At 31.0% G+C, this 20,188-nt stretch carries 17 protein-coding genes; 13 read left to right on the forward strand and 4 right to left on the reverse strand.

What is annotated here, in order from left to right; genetic code table 11:
- Window positions 1-2 precede the first annotated feature (2 nt).
- Window positions 3-1,772 (forward strand): single-stranded-DNA-specific exonuclease RecJ, encoded by a 1,770-nt coding sequence (gene recJ / locus KTC92_RS01010; protein ID WP_216303995.1) that lies wholly within the window; start codon window positions 3-5, stop codon window positions 1,770-1,772.
- A 151-nt stretch (window positions 1,773-1,923) separates the two neighbouring features.
- Here the strand turns inward: recJ and KTC92_RS01015 are convergent, their stop codons facing one another.
- The 3 genes from KTC92_RS01015 to KTC92_RS01025 all read right to left on the reverse strand — a co-directional run bounded on the left by KTC92_RS01015 (window position 1,924) and on the right by KTC92_RS01025 (window position 2,821).
- A complete protein-coding gene (locus KTC92_RS01015; protein ID WP_165412137.1) occupies window positions 1,924-2,106 on the reverse strand; it encodes an alpha/beta-type small acid-soluble spore protein in 183 nt (60 codons plus the stop codon).
- 291 nt (window positions 2,107-2,397) lie between these two features.
- Window positions 2,398-2,583, reverse strand: a complete 186-nt coding sequence (locus tag KTC92_RS01020; RefSeq protein WP_165412136.1) for an alpha/beta-type small acid-soluble spore protein — start codon at window positions 2,581-2,583, stop codon at window positions 2,398-2,400.
- A gap of 52 nt (window positions 2,584-2,635) precedes the next feature.
- On the reverse strand, window positions 2,636-2,821 hold the full coding sequence (locus KTC92_RS01025; protein ID WP_165412135.1) for an alpha/beta-type small acid-soluble spore protein: 186 nt from the start codon (window positions 2,819-2,821) through the stop codon (window positions 2,636-2,638).
- Between the two features lie 222 nt (window positions 2,822-3,043).
- Here KTC92_RS01025 and KTC92_RS01030 point away from each other — a divergent pair, with 222 nt between their 5' ends.
- The 11 genes from KTC92_RS01030 (at window position 3,044) to KTC92_RS01080 (ending at window position 15,500) form a co-directional block, all read left to right on the forward strand.
- On the forward strand, window positions 3,044-4,117 hold the full coding sequence (locus tag KTC92_RS01030) for an undecaprenyldiphospho-muramoylpentapeptide beta-N-acetylglucosaminyltransferase (protein ID WP_220285943.1): 1,074 nt from the start codon (window positions 3,044-3,046) through the stop codon (window positions 4,115-4,117).
- A 175-nt stretch (window positions 4,118-4,292) separates the two neighbouring features.
- On the forward strand, window positions 4,293-5,684 hold the full coding sequence (locus KTC92_RS01035; protein WP_216302461.1) for an MBL fold metallo-hydrolase RNA specificity domain-containing protein: 1,392 nt from the start codon (window positions 4,293-4,295) through the stop codon (window positions 5,682-5,684).
- A gap of 236 nt (window positions 5,685-5,920) precedes the next feature.
- The gene (locus tag KTC92_RS01040; protein WP_216302462.1) at window positions 5,921-6,346 is read left to right on the forward strand and encodes a flavodoxin; all 426 of its coding nucleotides are present in this window, start codon (window positions 5,921-5,923) and stop codon (window positions 6,344-6,346) included.
- A gap of 208 nt (window positions 6,347-6,554) precedes the next feature.
- Complete coding sequence (gene nifJ, locus KTC92_RS01045) at window positions 6,555-10,067, forward strand: pyruvate:ferredoxin (flavodoxin) oxidoreductase (protein ID WP_220285942.1); 3,513 nt, start codon at window positions 6,555-6,557, stop codon at window positions 10,065-10,067.
- 151 nt (window positions 10,068-10,218) lie between these two features.
- The gene (locus KTC92_RS01050) at window positions 10,219-10,629 is read left to right on the forward strand and encodes a DUF1292 domain-containing protein (protein ID WP_165412130.1); all 411 of its coding nucleotides are present in this window, start codon (window positions 10,219-10,221) and stop codon (window positions 10,627-10,629) included.
- A gap of 146 nt (window positions 10,630-10,775) precedes the next feature.
- Window positions 10,776-11,420, forward strand: coding sequence for an HAD-IB family hydrolase (locus KTC92_RS01055; protein ID WP_216302464.1), 645 nt, complete (start codon window positions 10,776-10,778; stop codon window positions 11,418-11,420).
- Window positions 11,421-11,533: 113 nt separating this feature from the next.
- Window positions 11,534-12,412, forward strand: coding sequence for an aminotransferase class IV (locus KTC92_RS01060; RefSeq protein ID WP_216302465.1), 879 nt, complete (start codon window positions 11,534-11,536; stop codon window positions 12,410-12,412).
- Window positions 12,413-12,683: 271 nt separating this feature from the next.
- Window positions 12,684-13,439, forward strand: coding sequence for a hypothetical protein (locus tag KTC92_RS01065; RefSeq protein WP_216302466.1), 756 nt, complete (start codon window positions 12,684-12,686; stop codon window positions 13,437-13,439).
- A 49-nt stretch (window positions 13,440-13,488) separates the two neighbouring features.
- Window positions 13,489-14,238 (forward strand): protein-glutamine gamma-glutamyltransferase, encoded by a 750-nt coding sequence (locus tag KTC92_RS01070; RefSeq protein WP_220285941.1) that lies wholly within the window; start codon window positions 13,489-13,491, stop codon window positions 14,236-14,238.
- A 40-nt stretch (window positions 14,239-14,278) separates the two neighbouring features.
- Window positions 14,279-14,431, forward strand: coding sequence for a hypothetical protein (locus tag KTC92_RS01075; RefSeq protein WP_216302468.1), 153 nt, complete (start codon window positions 14,279-14,281; stop codon window positions 14,429-14,431).
- Window positions 14,432-14,720: 289 nt separating this feature from the next.
- A complete protein-coding gene (locus KTC92_RS01080) occupies window positions 14,721-15,500 on the forward strand; it encodes a hypothetical protein (RefSeq protein WP_216302469.1) in 780 nt (259 codons plus the stop codon).
- A 71-nt stretch (window positions 15,501-15,571) separates the two neighbouring features.
- Here the strand turns inward: KTC92_RS01080 and KTC92_RS01085 are convergent, their stop codons facing one another.
- Window positions 15,572-17,218 (reverse strand): putative manganese-dependent inorganic diphosphatase, encoded by a 1,647-nt coding sequence (locus KTC92_RS01085; protein WP_220285940.1) that lies wholly within the window; start codon window positions 17,216-17,218, stop codon window positions 15,572-15,574.
- A 361-nt stretch (window positions 17,219-17,579) separates the two neighbouring features.
- Between KTC92_RS01085 and KTC92_RS01090 the strand changes: the two genes are divergently transcribed.
- Window positions 17,580-20,105 (forward strand): calcium-translocating P-type ATPase, PMCA-type, encoded by a 2,526-nt coding sequence (locus KTC92_RS01090; RefSeq protein ID WP_220286026.1) that lies wholly within the window; start codon window positions 17,580-17,582, stop codon window positions 20,103-20,105.
- Window positions 20,106-20,188: the final 83 nt, after the last annotated feature.

Genomic DNA, 20,188 nt, shown 5'->3' on the forward strand with positions numbered 1-20,188 from the left:
ATATGGGAAAAAAGTGGTTGATAAGGAATACTTCTAAAGACATTAGTTCAATAGCTAAAAGTTCAGGTGTAAGTGAGGTTATAGCTAAGATTCTAATTAACAGGGGGGTTAATAATGAAATAGACATAAAAAAATTTATGAGAGCAAGTATAGAGGATTTGTATGACCCATTTTTAATGAAAGATATGGGGAAAGCTACAGATTTAATTAAATTAGCAATTGAAAACAATGAAAAAATTGTAGTATATGGTGATTATGATGCGGATGGTGTTACTAGTACTGTTATAATGTATAAGGCATTAAAATATTGTGGCGCAAATGTAGAATACTATGTTCCGGATAGGGAACATGAAGGTTATGGAATAAATATTGATAGGATAAGAAAACTAAATGAGCAAGGTTTTGAAGTGATTATAACTTGCGATAATGGAATCGCAGCTACTGAGCAGGTTAAATTGGCAAAGGAACTAGGAATGATTGTCATAATAACTGATCACCATGAATTATCATTTGAAGAAGATGATAAGGGCATTCGAACTTTCAAGGTTCCACCAGCAGATGCTGTTATTAATCCAAAGCAAAAGGAATGTAATTACCCATTTAAACAATTGTGTGGTGCAGGTATTGCTTTTAAATTTGTACAAGCACTATATATAAAACTTGGAATTAATAAGGAATATGTAAAGGAATTTATAGAAATAGCAGGAATAGGTACTATTTGTGATGTGGTAGATTTAATTTCTGAAAATAGAATAATTGCTAAAAATGCTTTAGTTATGTTAACAAATACAAAAAATCTTGGGCTAAAATGTTTAAAGGAAATTTTAAGCATTAATGATAAAGAGATAAAATGTTATCATGTTGGGTTTCAAATAGGACCATGTATAAATGCTACTGGAAGGTTAGAATCGGCAGCGATTTCAGTAGAATTACTTCTCTGCGAAGAAGAGACTAGAGCAAAAGAACTAGCTAAAACATTATTTGAACTAAATAAAAAAAGACAAGAGATGACAACCGAAAATGTGGAAGAGGTAATAGAACTTATACATCACTCCACTTTTAAAAATGACAAAGTGTTAGTAATTTATAAAGATACTATTCATGAGAGCATCGCAGGAATTGTAGCAGGCCGTGTTAGGGAAACTTTCAATGTACCAACAATAATTTTAACTAAAGGAAAAGAGAACCCAAAAGGTTCAGCAAGATCTATTGATGAATACAATTTATTTGAGGAATTAATAAATTGCGGAGAGTTACTTGAAAAATTCGGGGGTCATCCAATGGCTGCGGGTTTATCTATAAAAGAAGAAAATATAGAAAAATTAAGGTGGAAATTAAATTCTCTTTGCAAGTTAACCAATGATGATATTGTACCTAAGGTACGAATAGACCAGCGAATGCCATTAAACAAAATAAATTATGAGATGATTCATGAATTAGAAATTTTAGAGCCTTTTGGTAAAGGAAATTCAACCCCATTACTTGCAGAAAAAAATATTCCTGTTTTAAAAATAGATATATTAGGTAAAAATGCAAATACATTAAAAATAAAATGCGTAATGCCCGGTGTAAATAAAACAATTAATGGAATATGTTTTAATAGAGTGGAAGAATTTATAGAAATGCTAAAAGATAAATATGGAGAAGAATATATGAACTATCTTAAGAGCCCAAAAGGAATGAAAATAGATTTAATTTTTTCACCTCAAATTAATGAATATAACGGGTATAAATCTATTCAATTAAAAATCTTAGAATTTAAACTTAGTTAAATTATTTCCTACGGAGCTGCATCTTTTTCAAGCTAATCGCCTAATGAGCTATCATCTCTTTCAGAGATGTTATCTCCGGCAGAGCTGAAGCCTTCGTTAAATAAAGGTACATAGACCTTGGTCTATGTACTTTTATCATATTATTTTTAAATTATAAATTTTTCTCATATTGCTCTACCATTTTTTTTACCATCTCTCCACCAACAGAACCGCATTCTCTAGAAGTTAAGTTTCCATTATAATCAGTAAAATTTACTCCTAACTCTTTTGCAGTTTCCATTTTAAATGAATTTAATCCAGCTTTAGCTTCAGGTACTAACTTTCTGTTTGACATTTGTTAATCACTCCTTTTATATTTTATTTTTGTTATGATAGTATCTTGTGCAGAAATTTATAAAATATAATAGAATACTTAAGGGAAATAAGGTAAGTACAACATTTTAAATTAATACCTGTTAGCATATGAAATATTTTAATAACATGCATATAATTACATGTAATTAAGTTGGATTTTACTTCAATGTATTTAAATAAAGAGTACATATATTTATACAACTTAGGTCAAAATAGCAAAGTTAAGAGGCATATAACTAGCATATACCTCTTAACAATTTAGAATTTTAAATTATAAGTTTTTTTCGTATTGTTCTACCATTTTTTTAACCATTTGTCCACCAACAGATCCATTTTGTCTAGAAGTAAGATCTCCGTTGTAACCCTCTGTTAAATTAACTCCAACTTCTTGAGCAGCTTCCATTTTAAATTTGTTTAAACCTGCTTTAGCCTGTGGTACTAATGTTTTGTTTGACATTTATAAATCACTCCTTCTATATTTTATTTTTTTACTGACATAGTGTTTCTTATTATAAGTTCTTTTCGTATTGTTCTACCATCTTTTTAACCATTTGTCCGCCAACAGATCCATTTTGTCTAGAAGTAAGATCTCCGTTGTAACCTTCTGTTAGATTAACACCAACTTCCTGAGCAGCTTCCATTTTAAATTTGTTTAAACCTGCTTTTGCTTGTGGTACCAAATTTCTGTTTGCCATAATAAATTCCCTCCTTTTTTTTTGTAATTACTTTATGATAGTAGTTTATCCCTATATTCTATTTTTATATTAGTGAATTGAAGGGTGATTTTGAAAATTATAAACCCTTTAGGAAATTATGGATAAGATGATTTTTAATAAATACTAAACTTTTTAGTCTAATTGGTATATAATGATTTAGTACATACTGCATAAAGTATGTTTTTTAGAAGGGGTGTTAAAGTGGAAAAACACAAAATAATAATGACCGGTGGCGGTTCAGCAGGACATGTAACACCAAATCTTGCACTTATACCAAAACTTAAAATGCTAGGTTATGAAGTTGAATATATTGGTACAAAAGAAGGTATTGAAAGAAAGATAATAGAGAGTGAAAATATAAAGTATTATCCTATATCTAGCGGGAAACTCCGAAGATATTTTGATGTGAAAAACTTTACAGATCCTTTAAAAGTAATTAAGGGTATATTTGAAGCAAAAAAAATAATAAAAACACAAAAACCGGATATTGTTTTCTCTAAAGGCGGATTTGTTTCCGTACCTGTAGTGCTTGCTGCATTTTTTAATAAAGTACCTGTAATTGCTCATGAATGTGATATTACACCAGGACTTGCTAATAAATTAGTAGCTCCTTACTGCACAAAAGTATGTGTAACTTTTCCAGAAGCATTAAATGAAATAAAAAATGGGAAAGGGGTAATAACTGGTAATCCTATAAGATACGAATTGTTTGAAGGAAGTAAAATAAAAGGGAATGAAATATGTGGATTTAAAAATAAAAAGCCAACATTAATGATTATTGGTGGTAGTTTAGGCTCTAAAGTTATAAATGAAGTTGTGAGGTCAATGCTTGAAAAATTAATTTTGGAGTATAATATTATTCATATCTGTGGAAGTGGTAATTTTGAAAAATCACTCCAAAGTAAAAATGGTTATAAGCAGTTTGAATACACGACGGATGAATTGCCTCATTTATTAGCTAGTGCAGATATTGTAGTCTCTAGAGCAGGAGCAAATGTCATTTTTGAACTCTTAGCACTTAGAAAACCTAATTTATTAATTCCATTATCAGCTAAGGCTAGCCGTGGCGATCAAATACTTAATGCAAAATCTTTTGAAAAAAGCGGTTATAGTATGGTTATTCAAGACGAGGAGTTAACGCCTGAAAATTTAGAAATGAAAATTAAAGAACTGTATAATGGTAGGTATAAATATATTGAAAAAATGAATTCTAGCAACACTGAAAAAAGCATTGATTTAATAGTAGAATTAATAGAAAAATATAGGAAAAGATGAAGAAAGTAAAATTTCTTCATCTTTTTTTATTTAATAAAATCATAAATATTATTTAAAAAGCAACATTTTTTATATAAAAAACAAAAAAGAGTGCAAACTGTAATTATAAGAATATGTTTTTGCTTATTATATAAATATAAAATATTTTTACAATGTAAAATAAAGGAGAAAAAAGATGGAACTTCAATGTTTAGGAGCAGCAGAATGCGTTACAGGGTCATGTCATTTGATAAAAGTGCGAAATAAAACTATTTTATTGGATTGTGGATTATACCAAGGAAGAGACGGAGACCATGGAAAAAATGAAAAGTTTCAATTTAACCCGAAAGATATAGATTTAGTTATATTATCTCATGCTCACATAGACCATAGTGGTAGAATTCCTTTACTATATAGGAAGGGATTTAAAGGCGAAATAATTTGCACAAAAGCTACAATGGAATTATGTCAGGTGATGCTAACAGATAGTGGTCATATTCAGGAGATGGAAGTAGCGTGGAAAAATAGAAAACTCAAAGAAAGAGGGTTACAACCTAAAGAAACATTGTATTCTTCCAAAATTGCAGAAGAATGTTTAAAACTCTTTAAAAGTTATTCATATAACGCAGAAATAAAACCTTTCGATGGATTAACAGTTATCTTTAAGGATGCAGGGCATCTATTGGGGTCAGCTATTATAGAGCTTCAAATGGAAGAGAAAGAAGGCTCAAATATTAAACTTGTTTATAGTGGTGACTTGGGTAATTTTAACATACCGCTTATAAATGATCCTACATTTATTGGCGCTGCAGACTATGTAATTATGGAAACAACCTATGGAGATAAAGTGCATAATAATTTCGAAAATGTAATGAAAGAATTATCAGATATAGTAAAAAAAACTTTCGATAGAGGAGGAAATGTTATAATCCCATCTTTTGCAGTAGGTAGAACCCAAGAGGTTCTATATGCATTGAATAAGTATATTGAAGAGGGGCTGGTTAAAAACTGCTACGTATATGTGGATAGTCCTCTTGCGGAAAAAGCGACAAAAATATTTGAAAATAACAGAGAAATTTTTGATGATGAGGCAAAGGAATTAGAAAAACATGATACTAACATACTGGATTTTGAGGGGTTAAAATTTACTCATTCCTCAGAAGAATCTATGGAATTAAATAAAATGCAAAGGGGGATAGTAATAATATCTACAAGCGGAATGTGTGATGCAGGTAGAATAAAACATCATTTAAAGCATAATTTATGGAGAAGCGAAAGCTCAATAGTATTTGTAGGATATCAAGCTGAGGGTACTTTGGGTCGTGAAATTTTAGAAGGGAATAAAATGGTAAAAATTTTTGGGAAAGATATTTCGGTTGCAGCGTCAATATATAATTTGCAAAGCCTTTCTGGCCATGCAGATAGAAATGGTTTAATTAATTGGATAAAAAATATTGAGGGAAAACCTAAACAGGTTTTTCTTGTACATGGTGACGAAAATTCTCAAAAAAGTTTTAAAGAATTATTAGATTTAAAAGGATACGAGTCTGTAATTGTTAAGAGTGGAGAAAAATATAAGCTAGAATAACGAGTAAGACCTTATAGTATTGATAAAAAAATAACAATTAATGGCTAAAATTGATATATTCTAATATGTAAACGTACAGTAGGATGCTAGTGGAAGTCAGTTGTTTTATTATTGTATGAAAAAAATAAAGAAGAATACACCAATTATAACAAAAAAACTTGAATATTTTTCATTTTGATGTATAATTAAGGGGTAATATAAACTATCTAATAATATGAAAGTATGGGGTGATAGTAATGAAAAAATTAACAATAATTTATTTGAGCAATGGTGGAAACGTTGAAGTTTTAGCTAATCACATTGCTAAAGGTGCAAAAGATGCAGGGGCTGAGGTTCTAGTTAAATTAGCTAGTGAAGCTACAGTTGAAGATGTAACTAGAGCAGATGCAGTTGCGTTTGGAAGTCCATCAATGGATAATAATAGAATTGATCAACTAGAGATGCAACCTTTTATTGATAAGTTTAAATTAATCCCAATTAATAATAAAGTCACAGCTTTATTTGGATCTTATGGATGGGATAATGGAGAATTTATGAACAAATGGGTAAGTCTAATGAAAGAATATGAATTTAATGTTATACAAAGCTTAACTGTTAATGAAGCTCCTACTAATGAACAATTAGTTAAAGCAGAAGAAATGGGTAGAATGTTAGCTAAGTAACTTTTTATTACAGAAATATGTAATAATGAGGTAGTTTGCAAATTATGTAGATTATAAAAGCCTATCATGGCTAGCTAATGCTTAGGAGTGTTAGCTAGTTTTGCACAAAACCTGTTAGAAAGTTATTATTTTAGGTGTAGAGTTATTTTTAATACAATACGCTTATTTGTAATTCTGATAAAATTATTTAAGAAAGAAGGCCTATTAAATGAGAAAAATGAAAACTATGGACGGGAATACAGCAGCAGCACACGTTGCCTATGCATATACTGATGTGGCAGCAATTTACCCAATAACACCATCTTCAACAATGGCAGAGTATTGTGATGAATTAGCAGCTAAAGGAACAAAGAATGTATTTGGTCAAAAAGTTAAAATGATGGAAATGCAATCAGAAGCGGGAGCTGCAGGAGCAGTTCATGGTTCACTTCAAACAGGAGCATTAACTTCAACTTTTACTTGCTCTCAAGGATTATTATTAATGATCCCAAATATGTATAAAATAGCAGGAGAACTTTTACCTGGAGTATTCCATGTAGCTGCTAGAGCATTAACTACTCACGCACTTAATATTTTTGGAGATCATCAAGACGTAATGGCTACAAGACAAACTGGATTTGCTTTACTTGCATCTAATAGTGTACAAGAAGTAATGGATCTTTCACCAGTTGCTCATTTAACAGCTATCGAAGGGAAAATTCCTTTTGTGAACTTCTTTGATGGATTTAGAACTTCCCATGAAATACAAAAAATTGAGGCATGGGATTATGAAACTCTAGGAAGTTTGTTAAACAAAGAATCACTAGAAGCATTTAGAAATAGTGCAATGAATCCAGAACATCCTGTAACTCGTGGAACAGCACAAAATCCAGACGTTTATTTCCAAGGAAGAGAAGCTTCAAACACATTCTATGATGTTCTTCCAGAAAAAGTTGAAACATGTATGGGAAAAATAAATTCATTAATCGGAACTGACTACCATTTATTTAATTACTATGGTGCACCTGATGCAGATAGAATAATAATAGCAATGGGATCAGTTTGTGAAACAATTGAAGAAACTATAGATTATTTAAATGCAAAAGGAGAAAAGGTTGGAGTGCTTAAAGTACATCTTTTCAGACCATTCTCATTAGATCATTTCTTTAAATACATACCTAAAACAGTTAAGAAAATATCAGTACTTGATAGAACAAAAGAGCCAGGATCAATTGGAGAACCATTATTCCAAGATGTTAGAAGTGCTTATTTTGATAAAGAAAACAGACCAGTTATAGTTGGTGGAAGATATGGACTCGGTTCAAAAGATACTACTCCAGCTCAAATTGTTGCTGTATATGATGCTTTAAAAGCGGAGTCTCCAGTAAATAACTTTACTATAGGAATAGTTGATGATGTTACTAACAAATCACTTACAATTGGAGAAGCTATAACAACAACACCTGAAGGAACTAAAGAATGTAAATTCTGGGGCCTTGGATCAGATGGTACTGTCGGAGCTAACAAAAGTGCAATAAAAATCATAGGAAACCATACAGATATGTTTGCTCAAGCGTACTTTGCATATGATTCTAAAAAATCAGGTGGAGTAACAATTTCTCACTTAAGATTTGGTAAGAAAGCTATAAAATCAACATATTTAATTAGTTCTGCAAACTATGTTGCTTGTGGTAATCAAGCTTATGTAACTAAATATGATGTTTTAAAAGGAATTAAAGATGGTGGAACATTCCTATTAAATTGCATATGGAATATGGAAGATTTAGAAATACATTTACCAGCTTCAATGAAGAGATATATTGCTAATCACAATATCAACTTCAATACTATTGATGCAGTTGGAATAGCTGGAGAGATAGGTCTTGGCGGAAGAGTTAACATGATAATGCAATCTGCTTTCTTTGAACTTGCAGACATTATCCCTGTAGAAGATGCAGTTAAGTATCTTAAAGCAGCTGTTATTACATCTTACGGTAAAAAAGGCGAAAAAGTTATTAACATGAATAATGCAGCAATTGATAAAGGTGTTCAATCAGTTGTTAAAATTAATGTTCCAGAGAGCTGGAAAACTGTTAAAGATAATAATGAAACAGAAGAAGCTAGACCAGATTTCGTTAAAAATATTGCTGATGTAATGAACAGACAAGAAGGAGACTCTTTACCAGTTAGTGCATTTGTTGGAATAGAAGATGGAACACTAATGCCAGGAACAGCTGCATTTGAGAAGAGAGGAATTGCTGTTAATGTACCAGAATGGCAAGTAGATAAATGTATACAATGTAATCAATGTGCGTATGTATGTCCACATGCTGTAATAAGACCTTTCTTAACAAATGATGAAGAACTTAAAAATGCTCCAAAGACTTATGAAAGTAAAAAAGGTGTAGGTAAGGGTTTTGAAGGTCTACATTTTTCAATAGGTATAAGTAATGAAGATTGTAGCGGCTGTGGTAACTGTGCAGAAGTATGCCCTGCAAAAGAAAAAGCTTTAATCATGAAGCCATATGCGTCTCAAGTAGATAAAATGCCAAATTGGAAATTCAATATAAATTTACCTAAGAAAGAAAATCCAATGGGAACATCAAATGTTAAGGGAAGCCAATTTGAGCAACCATTAATGGAATTCAGCGGAGCTTGTGCTGGATGTGGAGAAACACCATATGCTAAACTTATTACTCAATTATTTGGAGATAGAATGCTCATTGCGAACGCTACAGGATGTTCTTCAATTTGGGGAGGAAGTTCACCAGCTTCACCATACACAGTTAATAAATGTGGTAAGGGACCAGCTTGGGCTAACTCATTATTTGAAGATAATGCTGAATTTGGATTTGGAATGTTCCTTGGAACTAGCCAATTAAGAAATAAAGTTGAAATGTCAGCTAAAGAAGCATTAACAATGAAAACAAGTGATGAATTAAAATCAGTTCTTAATGAATGGATTGAAAATAAGGAAGATGCTGAGGGTTCAAAAGCTGCAACATCTAAAATGCTACCATTATTAAACGCTGAAAAAGACAATAATGAAGCATTAAAAGAAATATTCAGTAAGAGAGATCATTTAGTTAAAAAATCTCAATGGATATTTGGTGGAGATGGCTGGGCTTATGATATAGGATTTGGTGGAGTTGATCATGTATTAGCATCTGGTGAAGATGTAAATATATTTGTATTTGATACAGAAGTATATTCAAATACAGGAGGTCAATCATCAAAATCTACTCCAACTGCTGCTGTTGCGAAGTTTGCAGCAACTGGTAAGAGAACTAAGAAAAAAGATTTAGGTATGATGGCAATGACTTACGGATACGTTTATGTTGCTCAAATAGCTATGGGTGCTGATAAAGCTCAAACACTAAAAGCTATAAAAGAAGCAGAAGCTTATAAAGGACCATCACTTATAATTGCTTATGCTCCATGTATCAATCACGGTCTTAAGGTTGGAATGGGTTGTACACAACTTGAAACTAAGAGAGCTGTTGAATCTGGATACTGGGCTATGTATAGATTTAATCCAACTTTAAAAGAAGCAGGAAAGAATCCATTTATATTAGACTCTAAAGAACCAACTACTTCATTTAGAGAATACTTAATGGGTGAAGTAAGATATTCTTCACTAGCAAAAACATTCCCAGAAGTAGCAGAAGAATTATTTGTTAAAACAGAAAATGATGCTAAGGAAAGATTAGCAGGATACAAAAAACTTGCTAGTGAAAAATAGTATTTAAAATTATAAAGTAAAAGGAAGATGGATTAAATTTCATCTTCCTTTTACTTTTAAATAAAATAATAAAAAGAATTCAAAAAACCCTTTTATTATTTTATCATTTAGGGTAGAATTAAACTATACTCAAAGTAGGAGGTACTACATTATGAATGAAGATAAAAAAACATCATGCGGATGCGGATGCGGTGATCACGAACAGGACCAAGAAAATAAAGGTTGTGGATGCGGTGGTCATGAACATGACGAGAATGAAGGCTGTGGATGCGGTGGTCACGAACATGACGAGAATGAAGGTTGTGGATGTGGTTGTGGCGAGGGCGAAGCTTTAACAGTAGATTTAGAAGATGAAAATGGGAACATAGTTCCTTGTGAAATAGTAGATGGATTTACTTATAAAGATAATGAATTTGCGCTAGTTCAAAATCCTGAGGATGATTCAATATATCTTTTCAAAGTAATTGGAGATGAAGAAACAGGTGAGTTAGTTATCCCTGAAGATGAAGAATTCGCAGAAGTAACTGCATATTATGAAGAATTGATTAAAAGCGAAAAGTAATTCTTAAAAAGAGTCGTTGCAAATGCATCGGCTCTTTTTAAGTTTTTTTAAAAGAATTAATAGCGATCTTATGGTAATAATGTTAATATTGTTGCTTTAAAAGTAATATTGCGGCGGCCCAGGAGAGGATTAAAGGAGGATAAATAATGAAAGAAAAATTAGCTATTTTTGATGTGGATTACACTTTAACAAAACGCGAGACTTTAGTAGAATTCTATTTTTTTATGATAAAAAAGAACCCTAAATTCATAAGATATCTGCCTAAAAGTATATTTTCATCTATATTTTACGTTTTTAAGATATATGATGCTTCAAAAGCTAAAAAAACCTTTATAAGATTTATTGATGGCATAGAAGAAAATGAAATGAAAAAGATAGTCAAAGAATTTTATGAAACACGTTTAAGCAAAATATTATATAAAGATGCTATAGATACCATAAAAAAAATGAAGATACAGGGATACAAAATTTATTTAATTTCTGCATCTGCTGAATTCTATTTAAATGAATTCTATAATATAAAGGAAGTGGATAAAGTAATAGGGACGAGGTTCGTTAAGGAGAATGGCTTACATAGAAATAAAATTTCAGGAGAAAATTGCAAAGGGGAAGAAAAAGTAAAGAGACTAAAAGAAATCTTGAAGATAGAAAATATCGAAATTGATTTTGAAAACTCCTATATGTTTTCTGATTCTCTATCAGATTTACCTCTTTTTAATTTAGTGGGACATCCTTATTTAATAAACTTCAAAAAAACACAGGATAAGATTGAAATTTTAAAATGGAAGTAGTAGGATATTTATAGAGGTTACTTTAAATTAGTATTACTCGTGATGGGTTGATATTAATTATTATAAGATACAATTAGTTAATCTATCTTTCAAAAAAACAAGGAGGGGTTTATATGGATAAGTGTATAAATGCATATTTTTTATTCGGAGGGGAAATTAAAAAATGTGAGGAATTTGAAAATTACCATAGAAGTAAAGGGAAATCATTATATGAAGTTATAAGGATAAGTGACGGAATCCCCATTTTTCTTATGGAACACTTAGATCGTCTTTACGATTCCGCAAAAATTATGAAATACAATTTAACTATTACTAGGGATGAAATTATAAATGAAATTCTTAAACTAATATATAAGAATAAAGCTCAGGTTGGAAATATAAAATTAGTTATAAATTATAGCCCAAGCGACGAGAAATGCAATAATAAAAATGACTTTAATGAAAAGGTTTTATTATATTTTTTGCCACATTCTTACCCTTCAAAAGAGCAGTACGTGGAAGGCGTAAAAACTATTACTTATCATGGAGAGCGAAGTAACCCAAATGCTAAAGTTATTAATAGTGTTTTTAGAGACAAAGTAAATGAGCAAATAAATAGTAAAGACGTATATGAAGCAATTTTAGTGGATGATGAGGGATTTATTACGGAGGGCAGTAAATCTAATATTTTTATGGTCGAAGGCTCAACAGTCGTAACATCAAAGGTTGCAAATGTATTACCTGGCATTACAAGACAATTTGTTATAAAAACCTGCGAAAAGTTAAATATCGTGTTTGAAGAAAAAAACATCCATGAAAGGGACCTTGAATCATTGACGGGTTTGTTTATTTCCGGAACCTCTCCAAATGTACTTCCAATAAAAAATGTGGATGAATTTTCTTTTGATTCATCAAAAAATCAAATAATAAATTCAATAATGAAGAAATTTGATGATGAATTAACAGAAGATAAACAGAAATTTGTAAAGTTTATTCACAATAGAACGACTTAGGCTATTGCCGAGATACAACAATTAAGATTTTAGGAACAGTTAACGGGAGGCGTTTTAACGGATATAAGTGTACTATCAATGGTAATGAGTCAATCAAGGGTACAACAGTCTGCTGGGATAGTAGTGATTTCTAAAAAATAAATCCATCTATTTATATTTTTTGATCATTTTAATATAATACTTTTAACATAATTGCTACATTGATAATACTATATGATGTAGCCATTTATTTATATAAAAATCAAAAATAAAATATGAAGGTGGAGATTATATGTATTTAGATAGCGTAAACACCTCAATTTCTTCAAAAATAGAATATCTACATTCTAATCATAAAGAAATTTCTCACTCTGATTTGAAAGATATGTTTGAAAAAGGAATAGCTCAGCATGGGTTAAGCAATCAGCATGATGAATTTTTAGATCTTACTGCCAGACTTTTAATAAAAACCCACAAGGATAAAACGATTTTACATACTATAGTAGACATGATTTTTTTTAGAAATAGAGAAGGTCTTTTTACTCATGATCTAATTTGGGCTTTCTTCCAAGCAAGAGAGCCCTGTAGCTTAATGTTAATTGCAAATTATTTAGATTCAGATGACGTAAACGATGTTAAATTGGCACGCAAACTTCTAGACTTTGTACCTTCCATAGATATGAATGTGGGAGAAGGTAGTAAACAACATAAAGCTTTTTTTTACTGGCTTAAAGAGAATTATCCGTTTTTATATTTTACTGGGGAAAGTTTTCAAAGAACCAGTAAACCAATACCCTATATCGTAGTTTTAGATGCAAAATATCTGTGCAGACGGGTATCACTTTATACTAAAAAACCACTCATACCATACACTGCAAAAGAAAAGAACTTATTAGGTTATTTTAACAACTTAGATGAAAACAACAAGCTATTGTTATCGAGATTCTCACTTAGAATTCATCATGAAAGCATATATTTATGGAAATCATGGATTAACCATTCCATAAATAAACAAGTACGCATTGCAAAAGCTAGCTTAAGAGATTAGTAATCTATAATTATTGTTCTTAATATAAGGAATATAGGGAGGTTAGTAAATGATAATAATTTCCAACAATACTTATAAATCTGATACTTTTATAAATGAATATAAACCAAATAATATTGAGAAAGATATCATTAGAAAGATGGGTTTAAGTAAAGAAAAGTATGAATATGATTCATTAGATCAATTACAGTTCGAGTTAAAATTACGAAATAATATTGTTATTGCTGCTAAAAAACTCAATGAAGGTGATATGTCCTTTAAAACCTTTCGTAAATCAATGTGTAATCTTGATTATTGGGATCGTACTGATGAAGGGGGGTTTATATTAAAAAAGGGAATAACTCCCAGTGCAGCCATTGAGGATATTTCTATAAATAGTTCAAAATATGGTACTGAATGTGCCACTGCAATAATCATTATTTATTATCAAGCATTGCTTAATATATTTTCTGAGAAACTTTTCAATGAATTGTTTCCAGAAATACAATTAATGAATTGGCATTATATGGATAAAATGCTTGAGAGTGCAGGTTATTTAGAGAAGCAAAGTGATTATTTCCCAGGGGATAGAAGATACTTTAATAACCCCGATGTAGATCCAGTAAGGCCTGAATGGCAAGGAGAAAATGTTATAGACCTAGGTAATGGGATTTATTTTGGACATGGTATAGGCATAGGAACTGCTAATGAAATAATTAGTGATTTAAATGAACTTAGAATAGAGGGTGCAAAAATATCATCTTATTTATTAGATTCAGCTGCACGACTAGATTTTAAAGCTTTAGCCGCTATAAAATAGCTATTGATGTCCATTAGATTTGGGGGTTATTCCTCAAATATTGAGATCTTTAGAGCATAAAACTGATGTTATATCAGTTGATCAGGAAAATTTGAAGCGTGAACTTGCAGAAACTAAAGGTGAAGTTAAGAGTATGAGAAAAGACAATTTTAGTGTGGATTCACATGGTGTTGTAACTCAAAGAGAGCTTTAACTTAGATCTACTACTTTAAAAACTGCTGAGCAAATCCGGCAAATGGCTAATAACCTTCGGGTCAAATAAATTTATTTTTGTATAAGATGTACTTCTAATAGTATGTCTTATTTTTGCTTGCCAGAAATAATTAAAAAATGGTTTTAATTAAAGCAAACCCTTCATATATTATTAGTAAGTACATAATAATATAATCGATAGTGGTAACTAACTTATGAAAAAAACAGGGTTTAAAATAGATAAACAAAAATAGTGTTAACACTATCATATAATCATAGGAGGGATGAAAATGGGAATGGGATATACAATTGGATGTTTAATTAGTATATTGCTATGGAGAGTAGATAGGCAAGGGTTGTTTGGTTTTATTAATGTAAAGTTGAAGGAAAAAATTAAGAGTATATATATGCTGCAGTTTTTATATTTATGTGGAGTAATAGCTATATATAGTGGGATTACTTTTCTGGCAGGCGTTACTTTTATAAAAAGCAATCAAGTATTTAATGCTATAACAGCGTTTATGGTAATAGATATAAGTAATACAGAGCGGAAAAGTTTAAATAATACTGAAAGAAAGCATTTTTACGACACAATATCTACTATATCTAGATCACTTATATGCGGATTTATTGCGCCTTTATTTTATATTCTAATACTAGGAAATGGCGCAGCTATTGTATTTACTTTACTCTATATTATAAGCCTTGACAAGGAATTGAACATACTAGGTATATTGCTGACATGTGCTACGATAATCCCAGCAATAATCGCAGAAATATTTTTATATATAATTTATGTTTTTAGAAACCAAAAAGTAAAGATAGATTTTAAAGGAGATTACGCTAATAATATTTGGAATAAACCTATTCTAAATGTTGATATTTTAGCCGCGTATATAGAATCTGTTAATTTTTATTTTCATTATAATGGTAATGACATGCACTATCTGAAAAGTTATGGTGGTTATAGTGACAAGGTTGATGATGCATGCATTAAGGATTATTTAAGTATAAGTTATTCTATATGTTTTATAGTTTTTACTGTATTCTTAGTTCTACAATTTTTATAGGGGAATTTTTAGAATTATAATATATATAAATAAAAACAAAGCATATATTATAAATAATATATGCTTTGTTTTTATTTGTTTATTTTACTTAGGGCAGCTGTAATAGGGGGTATAACTTGTTTTTTTCTTGAAACTATACCAGGAATATATACACCGCTATTAGTTAGAGTAACATCAAAGGCTTTTGAAATAATGTCCTTATGTTCCCCTGTAGCTATTAATACTGAACCGCCATTTAATATATCAGTTAGCATTAGTAAAATCAAGTCATAGCCACCTTCTTTGGCTTTTTTATTCATTAAATCTATCATGCTATCTTTCAGTGGGTCAAAGCCTTCAATATACATTGTACCAACTTGTGATACTCCTATTTTAAAAGTATTAAGGGTAAAGGTCTTAAAGTCTTGGTAAAAAATTTCTTGAGCGGTTTTACCCTCAAGTGATGTACCGGCTTTAAACATTTTTTTTGCAAACTCTTCCACATTTAAATTAGCAATTTGAGCTAATTTATTTAAAATAAGTTCATCGACTAGTGTAGAGGTGGGAGATTTTAGTAGTAATGTATCAGAAATTATTGCTGCACATAGAAGACCAGCAGTGCTTTTTGAAGGCCTAATCCCATTATCAAAGAATATGGATGCTACGATTGTTGAAGTGCTACCTACAGGTTCATTTCTAAAATATATAGGCATGCCAGTTTGCACATCTGCAATTCTATGATGATCAATTATTTCTAGTATTTCAGCATCTTCTATTCCTAATACAGATTGGGCTTTTTCATTATGGTCTACAAGTATGATTTTTTTTCTGTTTTCTGATATTAAATGGTATCTAGATATACTTCCAATGACTTTATTATTTTCATCAGTAACAGGATAACTTCTGTATCTAGTCTCAATCATAATATGCTTTATTTCATCAATAAAATCTTCTGTATTAAAGCTTACAATATTTTTTTTGCTCATAACATAATCGATGGGGATACTTTGAGTTATTAGTCTAGAAGCTGTAAAAGTATCAAAAGGGGTTACTATTATTGTACAGTTATTAGTTTTTGCAAGTTCAATAACTTCATCTGTTGGAGAATGGTTTCCTGTAATTATTAAAAGCGAAGCATTACAATTAATTATTAAGAGCTGGGTATCTTCTCTATCTCCACATATGGCAACATCATCAGCCTCAATTACAGATTTTGTGCTTTCTGGATGCATAGCAGCTACAATAATTTTTCCAGTTATTTCAAATGCATCTTTTGGTTTGCACACGCATTTAGCTGATAGAGTATCTAAAATATTATCAAGAGTTGTATTGCTTTTGGCAAGAATAGTATTGTCCCAAACATCTAAATAGCTTGCAGCAAGATTCGAAACTGATGCCACACCAGCTAATTGATCATGTTCGTCGATAACGGGTAGAGTTTTAGTGCCATTTTTTTTCATAATGGACCAGGCCATTTTAAGAGAAATATCTGGTGAAATTGGAGCTACAACGTCTATATCTAAATCAGAAATTTGCGTTTTAACCGTAGTTATAAGCTCAGGCTGATCTACATTAAAGTAGTTAAGAATAAATTCCGTTTCGCTATTAACTTCACCGAGTCTTATAGGAATTGCAGGTATTTTCCCCATTTTATTTTTAAACTCTGCATAAGCAATAGCAGAGCAAATAGAATCAGTATCTGGATTTCTATGGCCAGTAATATAAATAATGTTTTTCACGTATGGGCCTCCTTGTATTGTTCTTGAGAATATAACAATTATTAGTTGTTATACTCATTGTCATTTTTAATTAGCAATCGTTGCTAATATTATTTTATAATCAAACTCTTATATTGTAAAGAAAAAACCAATGTTAATTAAATAATACACTATATTCTGTTCATATGTAAGTGAATAAATACATATATTAGTATGAATAGAAAATATAGTGACTTATGGGAGCGGCATTGGTTAGCAAATGTTATCTATCTTAGACAAGTATAAGGAGGGTAAGAAAGTGATTAACGAACAAGTGCCAAATAATAATACAAAGGATGATAATAAGCCAAGAGGATCTGTACGTGATAGTAAGAAATTATCAATGGGTCTTACCATAGAGGAGGCTGAAGGTAGATTAAAAAAATATGGATTAAACAAATTAGAAAATAAAAAAAAGATATCCGCGCTTAAAATATTCTTTTCACAATTCAATGATTTTATTACTTGGATATTAATTGTAGCAACAGTGCTTTCAGGACTTATGGGAGAAAAAGCGGATGCAATAACTATATTTATTATAGTTATAATGAATGGAATACTAGGGTTTATTCAAGAGTTTCGAACTGAGAAATCACTGGAGGCACTAAGTAAGCTAGCAGCGCCAACGGCTAAAGTGATTAGAAATGGTGGAGTATTGGTAATAAATGCAATATATTTAGTGCCAGGTGATTTAGTGATTTTAGAAAGTGGAGATAGAGTTCCGGCTGATTGCATTTTGACTGAGGAAAATAATGTAATGCTAGATGAATCTTTACTTACTGGAGAATCTGCTGGAGTAAACAAAAGCGCCAGTTCTAAGGATAATAACATTTATATGGGAACAATACTTCTTACAGGAAAAGCTAAAGCAAAAGTTATAACAACAGGTATGAATACAGAAATGGGGAAAATAGCAGATATGCTTCATAGTATTGAAGAGGAGAAGTCTCCACTTAAAGAGAGACTAGCATATCTTGGGAAAATATTAGTTATGCTTTGTATAATAATTTGCGTAGTTGTAACTTTTATGGGCATCTCGCGTGGACAAGATAAATATGCAATGTTCTTATTGGGAGTAAGCCTTGCAGTAGCTGCAATACCAGAGGGGTTAACTGCTATAGTTACGGTTGCATTAGCACTAGGTGTATCTAGAATGCTTAAAAGGAAAGCTTTAGTTAGAAAATTACCAGCAGTTGAAACTTTAGGTTGTACTTCTGTAATATGTACAGATAAAACGGGAACTCTAACTGAAAATAATATGACGGTAAAATCATTGTATTTTGATGGACAGGTTTACGATGTTGATAAAGGTGAAATTCCATTGAATTTAGTTATGAAAAAAGCATTTACATACTGCAATGATTGTAATTACGATTTTAACGCAAAAAAATTTGAAAAATGCTTGTTTGGTGATCCTACAGAAACTGCTTTAATTAAAGCTTTTTTTGAAAATTCTAAGGAATTACAGGGATTTTTGAATAAATCAAGACGTTTATATGAAATACCATTTAACTCAACAAGGAAAATTATGTCTGTCATTGTTAAAGAAAATGATAAAGAAATTTGCTATGTAAAGGGTGCTCCAGAAAGGGTTATAGAAAAATGCAATTATATATTGCTAGACGGATTGGTGCAGCCGATGCTTCCGAATTATAAGAATCATCTAATAAGGGCTGTAGAGTCAATGTCCTATAAGGCATTAAGGTGCATTGCTTGTGCATATAAGGTGTCTGGTATCATGAAAAATGATAATTTGGAAACTAATTTAATCTTTATCGGCGTAGCAGGTATAATTGATCCCCCAAGAAAAGAAGTAAAAGATGCAGTTATAAAGTGCAAGATTGCAGGTATAAAGCCTGTAATGATAACAGGGGACCACAAAAATACAGCTTATGCTATCGGAAAAGATTTAGATATATGTAAATATTCGGAGGAGGTTATAACTGGAGATGAGCTAGATAAATTAAGTGATAAGGAACTAGATAAGAATATTGATAATTTAAAAATATTCGCAAGGGTAAGTCCAAAACACAAGCTAAGAATTGTAAAAGCTTTTAAACATAAAAATTATATTGTGGCCATGACTGGAGATGGTGTAAATGATGCCCCAGCTATAAAAGAAGCAGATATTGGGATAGCTATGGGAATATCTGGAACGGATGTAACTAAAGAGGCGGCCTCTATGATTCTTTTAGATGATAATTTTGCAACTATTGTTGCAGCAGTTGAAGAGGGACGTGTAATATATGACAATATAAGGAAATTTATCAGGTACTTACTATCCTGTAATTTAGGGGAAGTGCTTACCATGTTTTTGGCTTCGTTATTCTACTTAGAAAATCCTCTACTTCCAATACAAATTTTATTTGTAAATTTAGTCACAGATGGACTTCCCGCTATTGCTTTGGGCGTGGATCCAGCTGATAGTGATATCATGTTTGAAAAACCTAGAGGAAAGAATGAAAGTGTATTTTCAAGAGGGCTTACAGAAAAAATTGTCATTCGCGGGTGCCTAATTGGTGTTTGTACAATAATGGCGTTTATCGGTGGTAAATATTATGGTATGAATATTAAGGCATGTAGAACATTGGCTCTTGGAACATTAGTTTTATCTCAACTCATACATGTGTTTGAATGTAGATCAGAAAAACAATCTTTATTTGAAATTAATCCCTTTACAAATTTGTACCTAATTGGGGCTGTAGGTATATCCATAATTATGCTGATTAGCATAGTGTATATTCCATTCTTACAGAATGTATTTCATACCATCCCACTTAATTTAGGGCAATGGTTAATTATTTTATTTTTCTCGGGTATTATTTCCTTTATAAATAGTTTGTACTTGTATTTAATGCATAAGCATTAAGTGCCACTTGGCAGTGATATATCACAGTGAGGTATTGATGCGATTTCAAATAATGAAAGCTATATGACATAGTCATATAGCTT

Source organism: Clostridium sp. CM027 (assembly GCF_024730565.1).
In the GTDB taxonomy this organism is placed as follows: domain Bacteria; phylum Bacillota; class Clostridia; order Clostridiales; family Clostridiaceae; genus Clostridium_AD; species Clostridium_AD estertheticum_B.

Coding starts and splice junctions, on each gene's coding strand:
- recJ (WP_216303995.1), top strand. CDS start 3: ATGGGAAAAAAGTGGTTGATAAGGAATACTTCTAAAGACATTAGTTCA.
- KTC92_RS01015 (WP_165412137.1), bottom strand. CDS start 2,106: ATGTCAAACAGAAAGTTAGTACCTGAAGCTAAAGCTGGATTAAATTCA.
- KTC92_RS01020 (WP_165412136.1), bottom strand. CDS start 2,583: ATGTCAAACAAAACATTAGTACCACAGGCTAAAGCAGGTTTAAACAAA.
- KTC92_RS01025 (WP_165412135.1), bottom strand. CDS start 2,821: ATGGCAAACAGAAATTTGGTACCACAAGCAAAAGCAGGTTTAAACAAA.
- KTC92_RS01035 (WP_216302461.1), top strand. CDS start 4,293: ATGGAACTTCAATGTTTAGGAGCAGCAGAATGCGTTACAGGGTCATGT.
- KTC92_RS01040 (WP_216302462.1), top strand. CDS start 5,921: ATGAAAAAATTAACAATAATTTATTTGAGCAATGGTGGAAACGTTGAA.
- nifJ (WP_220285942.1), top strand. CDS start 6,555: ATGAGAAAAATGAAAACTATGGACGGGAATACAGCAGCAGCACACGTT.
- KTC92_RS01050 (WP_165412130.1), top strand. CDS start 10,219: ATGAATGAAGATAAAAAAACATCATGCGGATGCGGATGCGGTGATCAC.
- KTC92_RS01055 (WP_216302464.1), top strand. CDS start 10,776: ATGAAAGAAAAATTAGCTATTTTTGATGTGGATTACACTTTAACAAAA.
- KTC92_RS01060 (WP_216302465.1), top strand. CDS start 11,534: ATGGATAAGTGTATAAATGCATATTTTTTATTCGGAGGGGAAATTAAA.
- KTC92_RS01065 (WP_216302466.1), top strand. CDS start 12,684: ATGTATTTAGATAGCGTAAACACCTCAATTTCTTCAAAAATAGAATAT.
- KTC92_RS01070 (WP_220285941.1), top strand. CDS start 13,489: ATGATAATAATTTCCAACAATACTTATAAATCTGATACTTTTATAAAT.
- KTC92_RS01080 (WP_216302469.1), top strand. CDS start 14,721: ATGGGAATGGGATATACAATTGGATGTTTAATTAGTATATTGCTATGG.
- KTC92_RS01090 (WP_220286026.1), top strand. CDS start 17,580: ATGGGTCTTACCATAGAGGAGGCTGAAGGTAGATTAAAAAAATATGGA.